Source organism: Stieleria neptunia, from assembly GCF_007754155.1.
Lineage (GTDB): Bacteria > Planctomycetota > Planctomycetia > Pirellulales > Pirellulaceae > Stieleria > Stieleria neptunia.
Genome location: NZ_CP037423.1, coordinates 7,565,377 through 7,583,532, shown reverse-complemented (window position 1 = coordinate 7,583,532; position 18,156 = coordinate 7,565,377). Strand labels below are relative to the sequence as shown.

The 18,156-nt window shown below is 59.3% G+C and carries 11 protein-coding genes; 9 read left to right on the top strand and 2 right to left on the bottom strand.

Annotation, left to right across the window (positions count from 1 at the left end):
- Positions 1-939: 939 nt before the first annotated feature.
- From Enr13x_RS26390 to Enr13x_RS26375, 4 genes are all read left to right on the top strand, one after another.
- Positions 940-1,818 carry a glycosyltransferase family 2 protein gene (locus tag Enr13x_RS26390; RefSeq protein WP_145389926.1) on the top strand — a complete coding sequence of 293 codons (879 nt, stop codon included), beginning with the start codon at positions 940-942 and terminating at the stop codon, positions 1,816-1,818.
- Between the two features lie 317 nt (positions 1,819-2,135).
- Positions 2,136-3,428: an outer membrane protein assembly factor BamB family protein gene (locus Enr13x_RS26385; RefSeq protein ID WP_145389925.1), complete on the top strand. Its 1,293-nt coding sequence runs from the start codon at positions 2,136-2,138 to the stop codon at positions 3,426-3,428.
- A 257-nt stretch (positions 3,429-3,685) separates the two neighbouring features.
- On the top strand, positions 3,686-4,345 hold the full coding sequence (locus Enr13x_RS26380) for a hypothetical protein (RefSeq protein ID WP_145389924.1): 660 nt from the start codon (positions 3,686-3,688) through the stop codon (positions 4,343-4,345).
- 3 nt (positions 4,346-4,348) lie between these two features.
- Complete coding sequence (locus Enr13x_RS26375; protein ID WP_145389923.1) at positions 4,349-6,175, top strand: hypothetical protein; 1,827 nt, start codon at positions 4,349-4,351, stop codon at positions 6,173-6,175.
- Between the two features lie 53 nt (positions 6,176-6,228).
- On the opposite strand, the gene Enr13x_RS26370 is transcribed toward Enr13x_RS26375, so the two are convergent.
- Positions 6,229-7,674 carry a sulfatase gene (locus Enr13x_RS26370; RefSeq protein WP_145389922.1) on the bottom strand — a complete coding sequence of 482 codons (1,446 nt, stop codon included), beginning with the start codon at positions 7,672-7,674 and terminating at the stop codon, positions 6,229-6,231.
- A 176-nt stretch (positions 7,675-7,850) separates the two neighbouring features.
- On the opposite strand from Enr13x_RS26370, the gene Enr13x_RS26365 reads away from it, so the two are divergent.
- From Enr13x_RS26365 to Enr13x_RS26345, 5 genes are all read left to right on the top strand, one after another.
- Positions 7,851-10,298, top strand: a complete 2,448-nt coding sequence (locus Enr13x_RS26365; RefSeq protein WP_231743792.1) for a DUF1553 domain-containing protein — start codon at positions 7,851-7,853, stop codon at positions 10,296-10,298.
- Positions 10,299-10,300: 2 nt separating this feature from the next.
- Complete coding sequence (locus Enr13x_RS26360) at positions 10,301-11,776, top strand: DUF1501 domain-containing protein (RefSeq protein ID WP_145389921.1); 1,476 nt, start codon at positions 10,301-10,303, stop codon at positions 11,774-11,776.
- 258 nt (positions 11,777-12,034) lie between these two features.
- Entirely contained in the window at positions 12,035-13,948 is a 1,914-nt protein-coding gene (locus Enr13x_RS26355; RefSeq protein ID WP_261344212.1) for an arylsulfatase, read from the top strand.
- Between the two features lie 327 nt (positions 13,949-14,275).
- Entirely contained in the window at positions 14,276-15,145 is an 870-nt protein-coding gene (locus Enr13x_RS26350) for a hypothetical protein (protein ID WP_145389919.1), read from the top strand.
- Between the two features lie 45 nt (positions 15,146-15,190).
- On the top strand, positions 15,191-16,480 hold the full coding sequence (locus Enr13x_RS26345) for an ABC transporter permease (protein WP_145389918.1): 1,290 nt from the start codon (positions 15,191-15,193) through the stop codon (positions 16,478-16,480).
- On the opposite strand, the gene Enr13x_RS26340 is transcribed toward Enr13x_RS26345, so the two are convergent.
- Positions 16,470-18,080: an FHA domain-containing protein gene (locus Enr13x_RS26340; RefSeq protein ID WP_145389916.1), complete on the bottom strand. Its 1,611-nt coding sequence runs from the start codon at positions 18,078-18,080 to the stop codon at positions 16,470-16,472. The genes Enr13x_RS26345 and Enr13x_RS26340 overlap by 11 nt on opposite strands.
- Between the last annotated feature and the right edge of the window lie 76 nt (positions 18,081-18,156).

The window sequence follows — 18,156 nt, the reverse complement described above, 5'->3', positions numbered from 1 at the left end:
AGAGTGAAGTGAACGCGGCGATTCGCCGCTCGACCTCCCCTCGCTGCGCTCGACCCTCCTGCCAGGAGGGTGACTTTGGGAACTGCACGCCCTCTTTTTAGGGAGGGTTTCTTGAGCGGCGTCGGCGCATAAAAAAAGGCCTTCCCTCTTCCATGAGGGTCGGCCCAGTTTTTGTCATTTTGCCTTCCGGGACGGCTCATCCTGAGCCGAAATCCGGACGACAGATTATCAATGACAAAATTGGAAGTTACTTTCCCTGTCGCAAATCCGGGGTCTGACTTGCCGGCAATCCCTTTCGGTGCCGTCTTCCAGGAATCAACAACCTCGTCATCCAGTGAGGCTGCCCCAAAGCGGACGCGTCCTTCGTCCACTCCAGTCTGATTGTCTTAAGCGCCATCGCTCGCGGTGGGTAATGAAACGTGAATGGGGCGTCCCGTTGGGGACGCCGGAACTTCGCGGTCGGCTGGTCGTAATGACCGCGTCATGGCAAAGCGACAATGGCTAAGGTTGGTAGCACAACGCGAAACCGAATTTCGCAAACGTGTTTGTCGAGTCACGACAAAACGTCTCCTGTGCAAGTGGTGAGAAGTCAAAAAGTAAACGCCACGTCGCGAACAACTTTTCCACAACGCGAGCGTCTGAGAAATGTGGCGACCTTCGATTGGAATGTCAACAACAAAGTTTGACGTCTGTGCAGAGTAGTGAAGCGGAGTCGTTGAAAGTCTCGCGAATCACGCGACAAATCACATCGTTTTTTTTTGCGCCGCGGAGGCAACCCAATTGCGATCAGGTTGAACCGTCATGCAGGCGGGGTAAACAAAAAGACGAAGCGACCAGCTCCATTGATTCGCTTGCCGAATGTCGTCGGTGCGAAGCTTCGTAGGATCGACTAACATTGCTTGAGGTGTCCGGTTTGTTTCGCGTTTCACAGTCAACTTCATGCACGATCCCCCCGATGAATCGCCGATCGATCCGCCGAACCGGCACGGCATGGTTGCATCGGATGATCCCAATGGCCAAGTCAATGATGGCTCGTTTTGGGGGACCGACTATGTTCGCCGGATGCGTACCCAGCTAGGGGAAGACGCCTGTCGTAAACTCGCCATCTTTGAATTGCCTGAAGGGTTCCTGCTGTCGGTCGTCGTTCCGGTGTTCAATGAAAGTGGCACGGTCACCTCGGTCGTCGATCGGCTCCGCGCGACCGGCTTGCCGATGCAAATCATCTTGATCGATGACGGCAGCAAGGACGGAACGCTTGAAGCGATGTCGACGCTGAAGCAGGACGCCGACGTGATCGTGATCGCACACGAAAAGAACCGGGGCAAAGGCGCGGCGATCCGCAGTGGCTTTGAACAAGCCAGCGGAGACATCGTGGTGATCCAAGACGCCGACCGTGAATACGATCCGTCTGATTTTCGCTACCTGCTGCAACCGCTGATTGCCGGGGAGGCCGACGTGGCGTACGGCACCCGTTACGGCCACTACGATCGCCAGCTGTCGCCCTGGTGGCACCAGACGGTCAACGGTTTGATCACGCTGTTGGCAAGCATCGCCATCGGCATTCGTCTCAGTGACGTGGAAACCTGTTACAAGATGGTGCCGCGGAAACACCTGCTGAAGATCATGCCGGATTTGCAGGAGTGTCGATTCGGGATCGAGATTGAATTGACGGCACGATTGGCACGGCTGGGGTTGCGTTTCACCGAGCGGCCGATCCGTTACCAGCACCGTTGGTACGACGAGGGCAAGAAGATCGGTTGGCGTGACGGGGTGGGGGCGTTGTGGTGCATCGTCAAATACGGCGTGTTGCGACGCTAGGATCGAGCGGAAAACAAATGGGATAGGCTTCCAGCCTGTCGACGCCGAAATGACAGGCTGGAAGCCTATCCCGCATTAAGAGATCCGACACTTGTATTCCGCTCGTTGCTTCGCGTCTTCGGTTGACAGCTCACTGGGCGGCAGAATCACTGGGCGGCAGAATCACTGGGCGGCAGAAAATTTCGCACAGGGAATTTGGCAGCGCGGATTTCCCAGAAGATGTGTCCCAGGGTTGCCCGCTGGGCGAGAATTCTGGTTAAAATTGGGATCCATCCACTCGGCCTCCCTGCCACCCTGTCCCACCGAACGGTCCCTCCATGCCAGCCTTTCCGCCTTCCCTGGTCGCGTCCAACGGCGACCGGCCGACCCACCGGCTTGTCAAACCCGTCTTCGCCGGCCTCTTCGGTTTTGCCCTCCTCTGCGGCATCCCGCCGGTCCACGCCGATGACTGGCCCGGCTTTCACGGTTTGGGGATCGCCGGCGTGCTTCCCGAGGCGAAACTCCCCAAGGGTTGGGAGAAACAATCGTATCGCTGGACCGTCGATTTGAAGACGCGTGACGTCGGTTCGATGGCGATCCAAAATGGACGCGTTTACTTGCTCGCGATGTCTCCGGCCAAGCAGGCGATTCGATTGATGTCGTTCAACCTGCAATCGGGCAAAGTGAACTGGTCGCGAGAGTTTCCGCAAGCGAAAAATCATCTGCACAGCCGAAACACACTTGCATCGAGCACGCCGGCGACCGATGGCCAATACGTCTACATCGCCCACAGCGATCGCCGGCACACGTGGCTGAGATGTCTGGACCACCAAGGCAACGCGATCTGGCAGCGTGACTTCGGCGTGGCGCAAAGCCAGCACGGGTTTGGCGTCTCGCCCACCGTTCACGGTGACATCGTCGTGCTGAATTTTTCACAACAGGCCGAACGGGTCGAAAACGGCCAGCCCGGCACCAGCCGTATCATCGCGGTCAATCGTTCGACCGGTGAAACGATTTGGCAAACGCCCGTGACCTCGACGCGTGTCTGTTACGGCACGCCGGTGATCCGCGACGGCAAGGTGATCTGTGCCAACACCGGAGACGGCATTTATGCGTTGTCGCTGGAAACCGGCAAGATGCTCTGGCGACTGCCGGTGTTCAAAATGCGTTGCGTCAGCTCTCCGGTCGTCGCCGGTGACTTGGCGATCGGTTCCAGCGGCAGCGGTGGCGGAGGCAACCACATGGTCGCCGTGCGGATGCCCGCAAACGATTCCGGCACGCCGCAAGAAGTCTATCGGATCGAAAAGGCCGCTCCCTATGTGCCGACCTCGATCGTGCACGACGGCATGCTGTTCTCCATCGACGACAAGGGCATCGCGTCCTGCTTTGATGTGGCCAGCGGCGACGTCCAGTGGACCAGTCGTATCGGAGGGACGTTTAGCGCCTCACCGATTCTGTTGGGGGACAAGGTCCTGGTCATCAACCTGGACGGCGAGGCGACGGTGTTTCGCGCGGCGCGCCAATTTGAAAAACTGAGCGAAATCAATTTGGGCGGGCCGGTCGGGGCGACACCCGCCTACGCCAACGGTCGGCTGCTGCTACGTGTCGGTACCGAACTCCGCTGTTTGTAGAATCAACGCGGCGCAATCACGTAGCGGAAAAGGGGTCAGGTACCAAAAACCAAATGGCCCGCAGGGTGCTTCGCATTTTTGGTACCTGACCCCTTTTCCGCGGCAACGTTGAACCATCCAAGCACCATCGGTTTCTGCTAGTCTGTAGGAACACTTTTCTTTTGGGGCGTTTTTCCCGGGTCGCTTCCGTCTGCTGCATTGCCAACGGAATCGCCCGGCTTGTGCTGAGACGCTGCTTGATTCACCCGGTGCATTTTATGAACGCCATGTCTGCCCACCGCCGCCGCGGTCCGACGCGGGTTGCCAATCCCGTCGATCCATGCGGACCGTTTCGACGGATCCCCTTGCTACTGCTGTTGCTCTGCTTGCCGGCTCTGTCGGCCTGCTCCAAAGACAAGCTCAAGGAGCTCGCCGACACGGTTCAAAAGGAAGGCACGAACTTGGTCAAGGAGAGCAAGAAGATGACCGATGCGTTGGTCGAGCCGGCCAAGGAGGAATTGCCCGAAACGGGCAGGATGGTGATCAAGACTGCCGAGCCGATTGAAATCGATCAAGCCGTCGTCACCATGCATGTCGTCGGCGACGGCCGGAAAAATTCGCTGCAAATCACGAGCTATCCGCCCGGGGCCGAACGTGCCTCCGCCCCGGCCGTCTTTCTGCACGGCACCACAACGGTGGAAACGGTGGCCCTGCTCGCCGGCAAGTCGCTGTCGTGCAACCTGTTCGTCGAACCCAAGGCGGGGGCACCGATCGCGCGAAACGAAGTGGGCCGCCCGGTCTCGGTCACCTTCGGATCGATGAACATGCAGGAAAAAACGATGGTGGCGACGATCGAACCGTGCACCTTGATCGGCTCGGACGATCAACCGCTGGAAATTGGCGGTGGTGAAATTCTGGCCGTCGTGATCGGGAACTGAGCGATGACGCAGAAACACTCACCCACGCGGTATCGACGGCGAAGCGTCACGGCGTTTGTGGTCGCGGTCTGTCTGGCCGGCGGGTTCACCGCGGACGCTCCCGCCAACCCAAGCACCGTGGATCCCGAAAAGCCCCTCAAGTCGCACCACACCATTCAGGGTGCGGAGAAACAGATCCAGGCGATGTATGCCAAATTCGTCGAGTGGGAGGAGCTGGTGATCCGCAGCACCGAAGCGGCGAAAGCAGACCGACGCTTTCCCCATCAACAACTTTCCAGGATTTTTTCCGAAGTCCAACGCGGCATTTGGTACGCCGAACACCTCGTGGCGATGGGCGAACCGGCCGGCGAGGACCTGAAGCGGAAATTTACAATGCTCGGCAAGACGATGCATGTGTTCGCCCCACGGCTGGTCGAGTTCCAACGCAAAGAACTCACGGTGCTGCAGAACCAGACGCCGGACCGGCAAAAGACCATGGCAAGAGTCGCAGAACTGACCGGCCAGGGCAAACTCGCCGAAGCAGAACGGCAGGTCCAACCGCTGCTTTTGAAACTGCTTGCGAGTGCTTTTTATCTCAATGGCTCCGTATCCAGGCCGTTCTTGCAAGAGGTCAGCGTTCCGTACCGGGACATTCGAAATCGACTCAATCGCGAGCGTCGCAAGGAGTACCAGGCAAGAGCGACGGCCAAGATCCAAACCTACGTCGATGCCGTCGACCTGTTGAAATCCGAATCGACGCGCGTGGCGACGGAATTGGAGCAATCACCCACCGCGGTGCTGGCCGATGGCAACCGCGGCGATGCGGCCGCGGCGATCGAGTACATCACGATGCTGTGGGGCAATGCGTCGGCGGCCATCACACGCAGCGTCACAACGGCGTGGGCGTTCAGTGATGGAGATGTCCAATCGACCGCCAAACCGTTTCAACAGATCATCGAGCAAGTGGAAGCGACGGGCAACGCGGCGATCGTCAACGTCTTGAACTCCGCCGCCCGGTCAACTCCCACGGATCAGCTCGCCGCGTTGTATCCGAAGGTTCTCCGCGCGCTGTCCAAGCTCGACCGGCGGCTGCTCGGTTCGCTGGACTCAAGCGTCGTGGCGGCGGCCGAGCGATTGGCCGCCCAGCACGGTCCCCTGGCGGAAACTGTCAAACGCTATTCCATCGCGACGGCGGAACCGACACGCTGGATGCAACGCTATGCGTCACAGCAGATCCAACATGCCTCACGCGGCTATCCCTTGGCGTCGAACCGATTGAATCGCGACGGGACGCCGGAGACGACGGTCGCACCAGCGATCTATGGGCCGCAATCGAAACGGCCGCGGGTCTTGACCCCCGGAGTGCTTTCGCGCCCCGCCAGCTGGACCGTCAGCGATGCAACGTCGATGTTGGGCATGAAGATGAAAGACGAGTCGACCGTGCGGCTGTTGCCGACAGCCAAGGCGACGATCGTTCCCCAGGATCCCCGTCACTACACGAGTTTGCCGGCACCCTTTCCGATCGACGCTTACCTCTCGGAACTGCACGATTGTTTGTTGCTGGACGATTCCCATGGGCCATTGGACCTGTCCGCCGCGGACGCCCAGTCGTCCGCCGAGCTTCAGGAGTTTCAAAACGTCGGCGGGCGAATCACCCGGCTGACGCTGGAACCGTTTCTGTCACGTTTTGCGACGATGCCGGACCAGGCATCGGCGTTGGTGCCGTTGAACCGTTTGCCGAGCATCGACGCTCGGGGTGCACCGATCGACAAATTGATCTGGCGCGTCGATCTGGAACCGGATTGGGTCGCACACCGAATGTTCGTCGCGGTCAGTTCATCGTCGCCGTGATCGAGGCGGGCGGATCACCGTCGCGCACGCACCCTGTGTCACCAATGCCACGGCTACTTTTTTCGCTGCTTCCACTGCGGTTTGGCTTCGGGTTGCGGGTCCAAATTGGCGCGCAGCATCGTGACGACCGCCGCCGACGTCGCGGCGATGTTCTCTGTTTCCAAAGGATCGACCTGGTAGTCATAGAGTTCGATCTCGGCGTCTTCGCGTGGCCCTGCGATCGTCTTCCATTCCACCATTCGGTATCGATTGTTTCGAATGGCACGTCCGAGTCGACCGCCGCGCGGATAGACGTGCGTGACAAAGTCTCTTGCGGTCGCGTCGGCGTCTCGGATCACACCGGCAAAACTTTGGCCGTCCAGCCCGGCCGGCGTCGGTAACCCCGCCAACTCGCTGAGCGTTGGATACAGGTCGACGGTTTCGATCATGGCCTGAGTCCCCGCTCCGCGGGCGCCGCCCGGCGCCGCAATGATGATTGGAATGCGTGCGGCTTGCTCATAATTGGTGTGTTTGCACCACATGCCGTGATCACCCAGGTGCCAGCCGTGATCCCCCCACAGTGCGACAATGGTATCGTCGGTGAGGTTCAATCGATCGAGAGCATCGAGCAACTTGCCGATTTGCGCATCGGTGTAGCTGGTCGCGGCATAGTAGCCGTGAATCAAATGTCGCGTGGTGGCTTGGTCGATCTCGCCCCGTGCCGGCATGTCGCTATAGTTGCGAAGTTCACCAAACGTTGTTGATGCATAACCGGGCGCGTCCCGTGGCAGCGCCTTGACCTTCGGCATCGGTAAGTTGCGTTTGTCGTACAGATCCCAATAACGCTGTGGTGCGATAAAAGGCAGGTGTGGTTTGAGAAATCCGACCGCCAAAAAGAACGGCTGATCGCTTTGTTGTTGATAGACTTCCAATCGGTGGACGGCCTCTTCGGCGATCAGACCATCGGCGTAGGTCCCGTCGGAGACATCGGCGGATTCGGTTGCCGGGCCGCGCATGCGTCCTTTTGCATCCCGCTTCCTCATCGCCAAGTTCGTTTCCAGGACGTAGGCAGGTGCCTTGGGACGCCAAGACGGGACACTCCAAGAATCGGCATCATCGCGATTCCCGTGGCCGGTGTGATAAATCTTTCCGAGTCCCTCGGCCAGGTAACCGTTGCGTTGAAAGTGTTGGCTGACCGTGATGGCATCGGGCGCCGCGTCGCGAAAATGCGTGGACAAATCGTAGACCCCGATGGTTTGCGGCCGCAAACCGGTCATCAGCGAATTACGGCTCGGCGAGCAGACGGCCTGGTTGCAGTACGCCAGGTCGAAACGCACTCCCCGGGCTGCCAGGGCATCGAGATTCGGGGTGACGGCGACCGGATCTCCATAGCAGCCGATCGTCGGTTTCAGATCGTCGACGCAAATCAGCAAGACGTTGGGGGGCTTGGACTGAGCCTGGGGCAACGCCACGATTGCAACAAGACACAGCAAACTGGTGACGCAGAATCGGTTGAACATCACGGCGGATCCAAAAGGGTGTGGGGGGTGGCGTCAGCTTCCAGCTTGCGTGGAAAACCAGGTGGCGTCAGCTTCCAGCTTGCGTGGAAAACCAGGGGAACGCAAGCTGGAAGCTTACGCCACCTAGGCACTATAATGTTCGTCAGCGGGAAACTGGCCCCACCCCTGTTGATCCAATGGATTTTTTAATGCGAGTTTGTTGTTGTTTTCTTCTGACGGTACTGACCGGTGTCGCGTGGTGCGACCTGGCCGAATCCGCTGATTCAGAGGAACAGACAGTTTCATTCAATCACCAAATTCGACCGATCCTTTCGGACACGTGCTTCTTCTGTCATGGACCGGACGAGGAGGACCGACAGGCGGATGTCCGCTTGGATGTCGCGGGGCAGGTTGATTTAACGGAATTGGTCTCGCGCATCACCTCGGACGATCCGGAGATGCTCATGCCGCCGCCGGATTCGAACAAGTCGCTGTCGCCGGATCAGATCGCTTTGCTGACCCGCTGGGTCAAGTCTGGGGCACGCTACGAGAAACATTGGTCGTTTTCTCCGCCGGCCGAAGTCACTCCGCCGCAGATTGCCGGCGGCGACGAATCCAAAGACGAGATCGATCGGTTTGTGATCGCGAAACTCCGGGAACGCGGATTCACGCTCAACGATGCGGCCGATCAACGCACGCTGATTCGTCGCGTCACGATGGATTTGACCGGACTGCCACCCACGCGGTCGCAGATTCAGGCGTTTCTCAATGACACGTCTCCCCAGGCCTATGAACATCTGGTGGATCGATTGTTGGAATCGCCACACTATGGCGAACACATGGCGCGCTACTGGCTGGACCTGGTTCGTTTCGCCGATACCAATGGATTGCATCACGATCACTATCGCGAAATGACGCCCTATCGCGACTGGGTGATTCGCGCCTTCAACGAAAACCTGCCCTTCGATGACTTCACCGTCGCGCAAATCGCGGGCGATCTCTACGAACAACCGACGACGGACCAGTTGGTCGCGTCCGGATTCAACCGACTGCACTTGATCATCGATCGCGGCACCGCCCTGCCCGAAGAAAGTTTCATGCGGAATGTGGTCGACCGTGTTTCAGCCGTCGGCACCGCGTTCCTGGGACTGACACTCGAATGTGCCGTCTGTCATGACCACAAGTATGACCCGATCACGCAACGCGACTTCTATCAGTTCTACGCGTTCTTCAACAACTTTGACGGCGAACCGGAAACGGGAGGGCGTCGCGGCCTGGACTTTAAACGCGGTCTGCAACCGCCGTATTTGGAACTGCCCAGCCAAAGTCAAACCGAGGAACTATCGCGATTGAATCAACAGATCGCCGGGGTCCAATCGAGTCTCAAGAAGCTTGAACGCAAGCAGAAGTCAAACAAACAAGCCGAGCAAACGGCCGCGTCGGAGGAGCAGGATCGCGCGGCGGAAGAAACAAAAAAGCAACTGAGTGACCAACTAACGGGTCTGCAAGCGTCCCGTGACCGGTTGATCGAATCGATTCCCGCGACGTTGATCATGAAGGAGCGTGCCGAGGTTCGTCCGGCTCACATTCTGGTTCGTGGCAACTACGACCAGCCCGGCGAAGTGGTCACCAGGGACACGCCCGGTTTTCTGCCGCCAATGAAATCGGACCAGCCGACCAAGACGCGGATGGATCTGGCGAAATGGCTGGTCGACCCGGACAATCCGCTGACGGCGCGGGTGGCGGTCAACCGATTCTGGCAACAACTCTTTGGTGTCGGAATCGTCAAGACATCGGAAGATTTTGGTGCCCAAGGCGAACCGCCCAGCCACCCCGAATTGTTGGACTACTTGACGAACCGATTCGTCGATTCCGGCTGGGACGTCAAAGCATTGATGCGCCAAATCGTCCTCTCGCAAACCTACCGCCAAAGTTCGGCGGCCCCGCAAGAACGATTCATCGCCGATCCGCAAAATCGATTGTTGGCCCGCGGCTCGCGTTACCGCTATGACGCCGAGGTGATTCGCGATCAGGTGTTGGCGGTTAGCGGTTTGCTGAACCCGACGCTGTATGGAAAAAGCGTCAAGCCGCCGCAACCCGAAGGCCTTTGGAAGATCGTGGCCATGCCCTACTCCTATCCGCGCGTCTTTGAACCCGATCAAGGCGACAAGATCTATCGGCGGAGTGTGTATTCGTTCTGGAAACGTGGCTTGCCGCCGCCGCAAATGACGATCTTTGACGCCCCGACGCGGGAGAGTTGCTCGGCCCGAAGGGAGCGGACCAACACGCCCTTGCAAGCGTTGGTCTTGATGAACGAACAACAGTACTTCGTCGCCGCGATGACACTCGCCTATCAACTGCTGCAACAGACCGAATCGAGCGATCGACAACGGATCGAGATTGCCTATGAAACGATCACGTCAAAGGTCCCGAGTGAAAATGCGTTGAATCGCATGGTCGACGCGTTGCAGCAATTCCGAACGGTCTACCGCGACAATCCAAATGCCGCTCAAACCATGATCGCGCAACGTGGGCCTGCAATGCTGCCAGCCGATGGGCCCGAACCGAAGAACACCGACCTGGCGGCGATGACGATGTTGGTCCACTCGCTGTTGAACCTTGATGCCGCAAAGACGAGAGAGTAAGCATGGACACGAATCAGCCAACCGATCATCGGCGTGGGTTTCTCAAGGATTGCCTGTTGCGTCACTGCGGCATGGGACTGGGGGCGACCGCGCTGGCGTCGTTGATCTCACAGACACACTCCCATGCCAATCCGGCCGTCGGAGGCGCTGCGGGTCTTTCCGGCGACGGGCTTCATTTTCCCGCCCGCGCCAAACGTGTGATCTTCTTGTTCATGGCCGGTGCGCCCAGCCAAATCGATTTGTTCGACCACAAGCCGGAACTGCACCAACAGTTCGGCAAGCCGTTGCCACCGAGTGTCAGCAATGGTCAGCGCGTGACGGCGATGACCAAGGGGAAACAGCAACTGGTCGCACCTTCCATGTTCTCGTTCGCTCCGCAAGGAAAAAGCGGGATGATGATGAGCGAACTGTTGCCGCACCTGTCCAAGGTCGCTGACGATTTGTGCATCGTGAAATCGTTGAATACCGACGCGATCAATCACGACCCCGCCAAAACGCTTTTCTGCACCGGGTCGCAGATTCCCGGCAAAGCGAGTTTGGGGTCCTGGCTCAGCTACGGCTTGGGACGCATGAACGAAAACCTGCCCGACTTTGTGGTGATGAATTCGGCGTTCTGGACCGGCGGCACCGGCAACGTGCAAGCGCTCTACAGCCGGCTCTGGGGATCCGGGTTCCTGCCGTCAAAGCACCAGGGCGTTTCGTTCCAACCGTCCGGTGATCCGGTGCTGTTTTTGTCCAACCCACCCGGCGTGACCCCACCCGGTCGACAGCACATGCTGGATTTGGTTTCGGAGTTGAACCGACAACACTTGGACGAAGTCGGTGATCCGGAAATCAAGACCACGATCGCCCAGCAAGAGATGGCGTTTCGGATGCAAACGTCCGTGCCCGAATTGACCGATTTGAGTGACGAGCCCGAGCATGTGCTCGACCAGTACGGTCCCGAAGTGCACAAGAGCGGATCATTCGCGCGGAACTGCCTGTTGGCGCGACGGATGGTCGAGCGTGGCGTGCGGTTCGTGCAATTGTTTCATCGCGGCTGGGACCACCACGTCGGGCTGCCCAAGAAATTGCGTGGCCAGGCGTACGATGTGGACCAGGCGTCCGCGGGACTGATTGCGGATCTCAAACAACGCGGATTGCTGGACGATACCTTGATCGTCTTCGGCGGCGAATTCGGACGCACCACGTTTTGCCAGGGCAAACTGACACCGACCGATTACGGCCGCGACCACCATCCACGCTGCTTCAGTGTTTGGATGGCCGGCGGGGGAATCAAGGGCGGAATGACCTACGGTCAGACCGATGAGTTCAGTTACAACATCGTCGAAGATCCCGTCCACATCCGTGATCTGAATGCCACGATTTTGCACCAACTGGGGATCGACCACAGACGGCTGACTTTCCCGTTTCGTGGATTGGACCAACGGCTGACCGGCGTCGAAGAGGCGCATGTGGTCAAGGATCTGTTGGCGTAGGCGTTTGTGGAATCGGCAGCGGGGTAGGAGGGTGGGGAGACAAGGAGACAAGGAGACCTGCGGAACCCCAACTGCCATCCCATCATTCTGCCTCCCCATCATTCTGCCTCCATCGTTTTGCCCCTATTGTCTTGCCGCTTACTTTCACCGTAACCCACTGGCTGCTCGATGCGTCTCGCAACCTGGCTCCTCACTTCATTCACTTTGCTGCTGATTCCCCCGGCGACCACTTCGGCAGCAGACCGCCCCAACGTGCTGATGATCATGGTCGATGATCTCGGGTTTTCGGACGTCGGGTGCTATGGCAGCGAAATCGAGACGCCGAATTTGGATGCACTTGCTGACGGCGGACTTCGATTCTCTCAGTTCTACAACACCGCAAAATGCCACTCCTCGCGGGTGTCCCTGTTGAGCGGCCAGTACTGCATCGCGGCCGGCGACACGGCGCTCCGCCATGCCGTCACGAGCGCAGAGGTGCTTCGCGATTCCGGCTACTTCACCGCGATGACCGGAAAATGGCATTTGAAACAACAGCCCACCGACTTCGGATTTGACCGCTACTTCGGCCATCTCAGCGGAGCCTGCAATTATTTTCGCGGAGACAACACGTTTCGCCTGAACGGCAATGCATGGACCGTTCCCCCGCAAGACTTTTACACCACGGTCGCCAACGTCGACTTCGCCTTGCAGTTTTTGGGCGACGCGCGGGAAAGCGGAAAACCCTGGCATCTCTATGTCGCCTTCAACGCGCCCCACGCCCCGCTGCAGGCGTTGCCACAGGACTATGCGAAATACCAGGGGCGTTATGAAGCCGGCTGGGATCAAATTCGCCAATCCAGAGTTGCCAAACAAGTCGAGCTGGGATTGTTACCGGCCGACTGCCAACCGAGTCCTCGTCCCGAACACGTCCCCGCGTGGAACAGTCTGTCCGAAGCCCGGAAGCGTTTCGAAGTGAAGCGGATGACCACACTGGCGGCGATGATCGATCGCGTGGATCAAGAGATCGGTCGACTGGTCGGGGATTTGAAGGAAGCCGGAGAGTTTGACAATACCTTGATCTGGTTTGTTTCCGACAACGGTGCGTGTCCGTATGATCGACGCAGCAACAAGCTGGACGCGCTGCCGACCGACGGAACCGTCACATGGAGTGATTCGACCGGTTGGGCTTGGGCGCGAAACAGTCCATTTCGTTACTACAAGCAGAACCAGTTTGAAGGCGGGATTTGCACGCCGGCGATCGTGCATTGGCCGGCGGGCATCCGGCGTGACGCCGGTTCGGTCGTTCGCCAGCCCGCCCACCTGATCGACATCTTGCCGACGTTTGCCGAGGTGACCGAATCAAAAATCCCGACCGAGTACCCGGGGCGCTCCTTGCGACCGGTATCGGGGCAATCACTGCGGCCTGTCTTCAACGGCGAGACCCTTCAACGCAAACAACCGTTGCATTTCCTGTTCGCCTCCGATCGCGGGCTTCGCCAGGGAGACTGGAAAATCGTCAGTTTCCGAAGTGGCGCTTGGGAACTGTACAACCTTGCCGTCGATCGGACGGAACGGACGGACTTGGCCGAGCGGGAACCGGAGCGTGTGGAGTCGATGGTTCAGCGGTGGACCCGAATGGCCCGCGAACTGCTTCACGCCCCCGATCGAGCGTACGCGCCCGTGGGGCCGGCGAATTTACCCCATCGTCATCCCGAATGGACTCACTTCGATGCCGACCCGAGTGAATCACGGCGAGGCGGTCAAGCGAAAACAAACTCGAGGTCCGCGAAATCCGGAAAGGCGATCCGGGCGCGAAAGAACACCAAGCTGGAAATCGCCGACGACGAGCTCCGGCTGCAGTTTAGCGGCGAAGATTCGGGGCTGGCATTTGACCGTTTGCCCGCGACGCTGCCCGCAGGACCGTACGCGTTGGCGTTCCAGTTGCAACGTCGCGCCGAGGGCGGTGGTGACGTGTTTTATACCACCGACGCCAAGACGGCTTTGCCCAACGGGAACCACGTTGCGTTTGAGTTAGACAAACAGGGGCAATGGCGCGACCACACGATCCGACTCGATACCAAGCTGCGACTCCACAAACTGCGTCTGGACGTGGGGGAAGGAGATGGGACGGCGACCGTCAAGGACCTGCGATTGCTTGACGACCAGGGGCAAGTCCTGTTGCGCTGGCCGTAGCGTTGCGGCCGGCGGACCCGTTTTACGACGTCCTTGTACGACGTCCTTGTACGACGTCCTTTCTAGGTCGTCGTCGGGAGTCCAACGGACGACGGCCCGGAAGGGCCATCGTACTCGCAACACCGGTCGTCCCAAGCTGGACGGTCCCCCAAGCCTGCACACCAACACGCTTGCCCGTGCCATTCGGGGCAGGCACCCTCTGATTAAATGTTGACGAAGCACTTGGCGATTCTTTTTTCAGAAACTTGACAACTCCAGCGCCCTCGACGCGATGATGGAGACAGACCGGTCGAAGCGTTTCGTCGTGCCCTTATTGCCAGTGGATTTATGTCTGAAAACCCCATCCCTCCCAACCCGTTGCCCAAGGGTGACGGGAGCGTTCAAGAATATCGCTTTAGCAAACAACTCAAGAAGATTCGCACCCAATTCCTGTACGTCAACGGGATCAACACGCCGCCGGACGTCCACCAGAACATCGCGATCTTGATTTCGTCGATCACCAAGACGCCGGTCACGGGCGTCTACAACGCAACCGACGGGATGTTGGGAGATCTGAAGCAATGTGTCGGGGACTGGGTTCGAATTTTCGGCAGTCAAATCGGCGAGGAAGGTTTTTTTAGCGATCGGTTGAGCGAATCGGCGATCAACAAAATCGCCGGCACGAGCGTGGCGGGCCGCATTTCGGCGCCGTACCTGCATGCTTTGCGGGAGGCCTGGATTGCACCCAGCGAAATCAAGCCGGCAAAGAAAACGGTCGACGAAGTTCGCAAGGGGCTGCGTCGCAACGCAGCCGCATTGTCGTTGTTTGATGAAATCACTCGCAACCTGAATCGTCCCAAGATCATCATCGCTCATTCGCAAGGCAACTTGGTGACCAGTTTTGCGCTGTGGGCCGTTCAAGCGCTTTACGGCACCAAAGGGATGAGCAACTTGCAAGTGCGGTCGATCAGTTCCCCCTCGCCCGCCTGGCCGCGGGGGATCAATCACCGCATCAAGGTGTATGGTCAAAAAGACGACTTGGTGACGTGGTGCGACCCCAAGAACTGGATCGGCGCGAGATCGGCAGGGTTTTGGCGGATCTATTTCGGCGACAACCCGAAAGAGATCCGTGGCGGCAACGTAATCGCCCCACACGATGTGAAATACAATCTCGAAAGAACCTCGCTGGCTCGGCGTCTTCGCAGCGATGCGAAGTAACCCGATCTGCCTTTTTTCCTCCTTCCTCGAACGAGCGTTTTCACGATGGCTGACTTACGCCTTCCCGGTCCCGTGGGCACGAGCGATGCGACGCTGCCGAGCGATTCCGGGACCAACCAGTGTCGGCTGATGCCCACGCCAGGATCCGTCGGGCGGGACGGAGGTGTGGAAGCGATGTCGCTGGACGATCGCTTTGTGAAAGTGTTGCATTTGACGGTCCCCAAGTTGCCCGCCGAGATTCAGGAAGAGTTCGCCGCGATGCTGTCGCCGGCCAGCATCGGAATCATCGTCGGTGTGTTGGTGGTCTGGGCGGGGTCGCATTACTTCGGCGTGGGATTCATCGCCGACGCCCTGTTGTTGATCGTCGGGCTGGGGTTCTTGGGGTGGCAGGTTTGGTCGGTCGGCAATGATTTCGTGACCTTTGTGGAACTGACGTATTCGGCGCGGACCGAGGCGGACCTGGAAAAGGCGTCCAAACATTTGGCGAACTTTTTGGCGGTGGTCGGCGTGGCGGCCTTCATGGCGCTGATCGCCAAGGGCGCCAAACGCTATGGTCCGAAAATCAAGAACATGCGCGGGATCATCAAGGCGGCAACCGCCGCCGACGCGGGGATGCCGCCGAATCACTTTCGTGCGTTCCTGCGCGCCGCCGCCAACCCGAACCGGCCACGGATCATCCTGGTGCGTCAGACCAATCCGAAATCGGTTCGCTGGATCCAGAAAGGGTTCCCGGCGAAACCGAAAGAGATCAAGTTCAAAACCAGCAAGCAAACCGGCATCGTGACGTGCAAAGATGTCTCGGAGGTCGCCAAGGCGCAGAAAACGGTTCGCTCGGGCAGCACCAAGCAATACTTCGTCGTCGACCGCAACCGCCGCACCGCGACCAACGGCAAAGGGGAAACGATCGACGTCGGCAATGCGGATTGGCCGGTCGAGCCGGGCCAGGTCGTCGACCCGCTGTCACAGAAACCGCTGGTCGGAGATTACGATTTGATGGGCGTGATCGATCCCAACGCGAAAGGACGAAACTTGGCGCTCGCCGTCGACAACACGGCCAACGCCCGCGCGGGCAAGCCGGCCGGGACCCTGACCGACGATTTCACCAACACCGACATCAAAAAGGTCGCCGCAGACGTCAACAAACAACTCGACCAGGATCGGGTGTTGCACGGATCGCAAGAAGCCTTCGACAGCCTGGACAATCTGGCGGCCGATGAACTGGTCGTCGGCTTTTTCCCGGACGGCCAGGCGATGTCGTTCAACCGCGAAGGGCTGAAGACGTTCTACCAATCGATCGGACGATCGACCTTGGACCTGAAAAAGTTCATGGATTGATCCATCGTTCCAGATCAAACGGGGCACCGTTCCACGTGCCCTCGTATTTGCCACGCACACAAGCCTCCCACCGTGAACGCATATCAAGCGCTTCCAGCAACTCTGGCGTCGGCGTCACGCTGGTTTCGATCCCCTGATGAACGCGGGTGCCCGACGCAAAGGACTCGGCAAGTCCAGCCCATTGCTGCTCGGCTTTCGCCGCGTCGGGGACCATCACCTCCTCCTCGTCAAACTCCTCGTCGTCACCGTTCTCGTCCGTCGTCAAGGTGGCCCGCTGGCCCGATGCAATGTCAACTCCGGTGATGCGCGAAAATGCCAACGCGGCCGCGACGGCCTCCTTGAGCTGATCGCCGCCGATGACGTCAATCAGATCGGGAACGACAGCTGGGTGCGCGAACGAGGCGAGCAGCTCGAAACGATTCGGGCCCAAATCAGCACAGCGGCCCAGACCGCGAATCAACTGCAGGTCGCTAGGTCGACCCAGAACGGACAACATCTCCAGCCCATCCCACTGGTCGGGACTTGGTGCTTTCGCACACCCACGGCAAAAATCCAATAGCCATGGCTCCCTCGACCAAGCCGCCGCTCGGATCGCAGCGCGGCGAACCTGCGGATCGTCATCGCGCACGCCGACTTGGAACGGAAGGATGGCTTGATCGCGGCCGCCCGCCAGCGGAGCCGACTCGCCGGTGGTGACAACGAAGTGGGTCTGCCCGGCAATGATCCGATCACCGGTTTTGAGCAACGTTGTGGAAACCCTGACGCCGTTGACCGTCGTGCCCGCGGTGCTATTGAGATCGGTCAGCTGCCATCCGGATCGATCATCGGCAAGTTGAAAGTGAATCGCGGACAACTGAGGATCCGGAATCACGAAATCTGATTGCTCCGAGCGACCGACCGTGATGGAGTGCCCGGATCGAAGCATCGACTTACGACCGTGGTCGCGATCGGAAACGACTTCGATGACCGCGCCGGTGAACCGACGCGAGGGAGGGCTGCTGACATGAAACTCCGCCGAGTCTTCGGCGACACCGCCGGAACGGATCCGTTCGGTTTGACGCAGCACGTCGCTCACCGAGACGGGCGGTGCCGGGGGGGGCGGTGCCGGTGGTTGCGGCGGAGTCAGTGGCTCGGCATTCAGTGGCGGTGGTTGCGGCGGAGCGTCAGTGCGAGATTCGGCGGGGGGCGGGGCGGCTGTCGATTGCTGTCCGGTAATCGGCGCGGACAGCGGCGCGGACAGCGGGGCAGACAGCGGGGCACGCCGAGTCATGGAAACGCGAAAGACGGTCGATCCGGCTTGAATCTGATTCCCGTCATCCAGCGGCCGCTGATCAATCCGTTCGCCGTCGACTGTCGTCCCGTTGGTGCTGTTCAGATCGGTGACGAAACAACCCTGCTGGTTCACGGACACTTCAAAATGTCGCGACGACATCGTGGTGTCGTGCGGCAGAATCCAGTCGGCCGACTCACCGCGGCCGACGACCAGAACCAGCGGAGCGCGCAACGCTTTCTTGCGGCCGGCGTAGGTACCGGCGATGATCTCCAGAACGATCCTCATCGCCGAACCCATTGCGGCAACGCTGTGAAGCATTTTTTCCATGTGTTTCTTGAGGTCTTAGCGGCAGGGCGCGAGCCCTCCGGTTCTTCCTCTCTGCCAAAACACCGGAGGGCTCGCG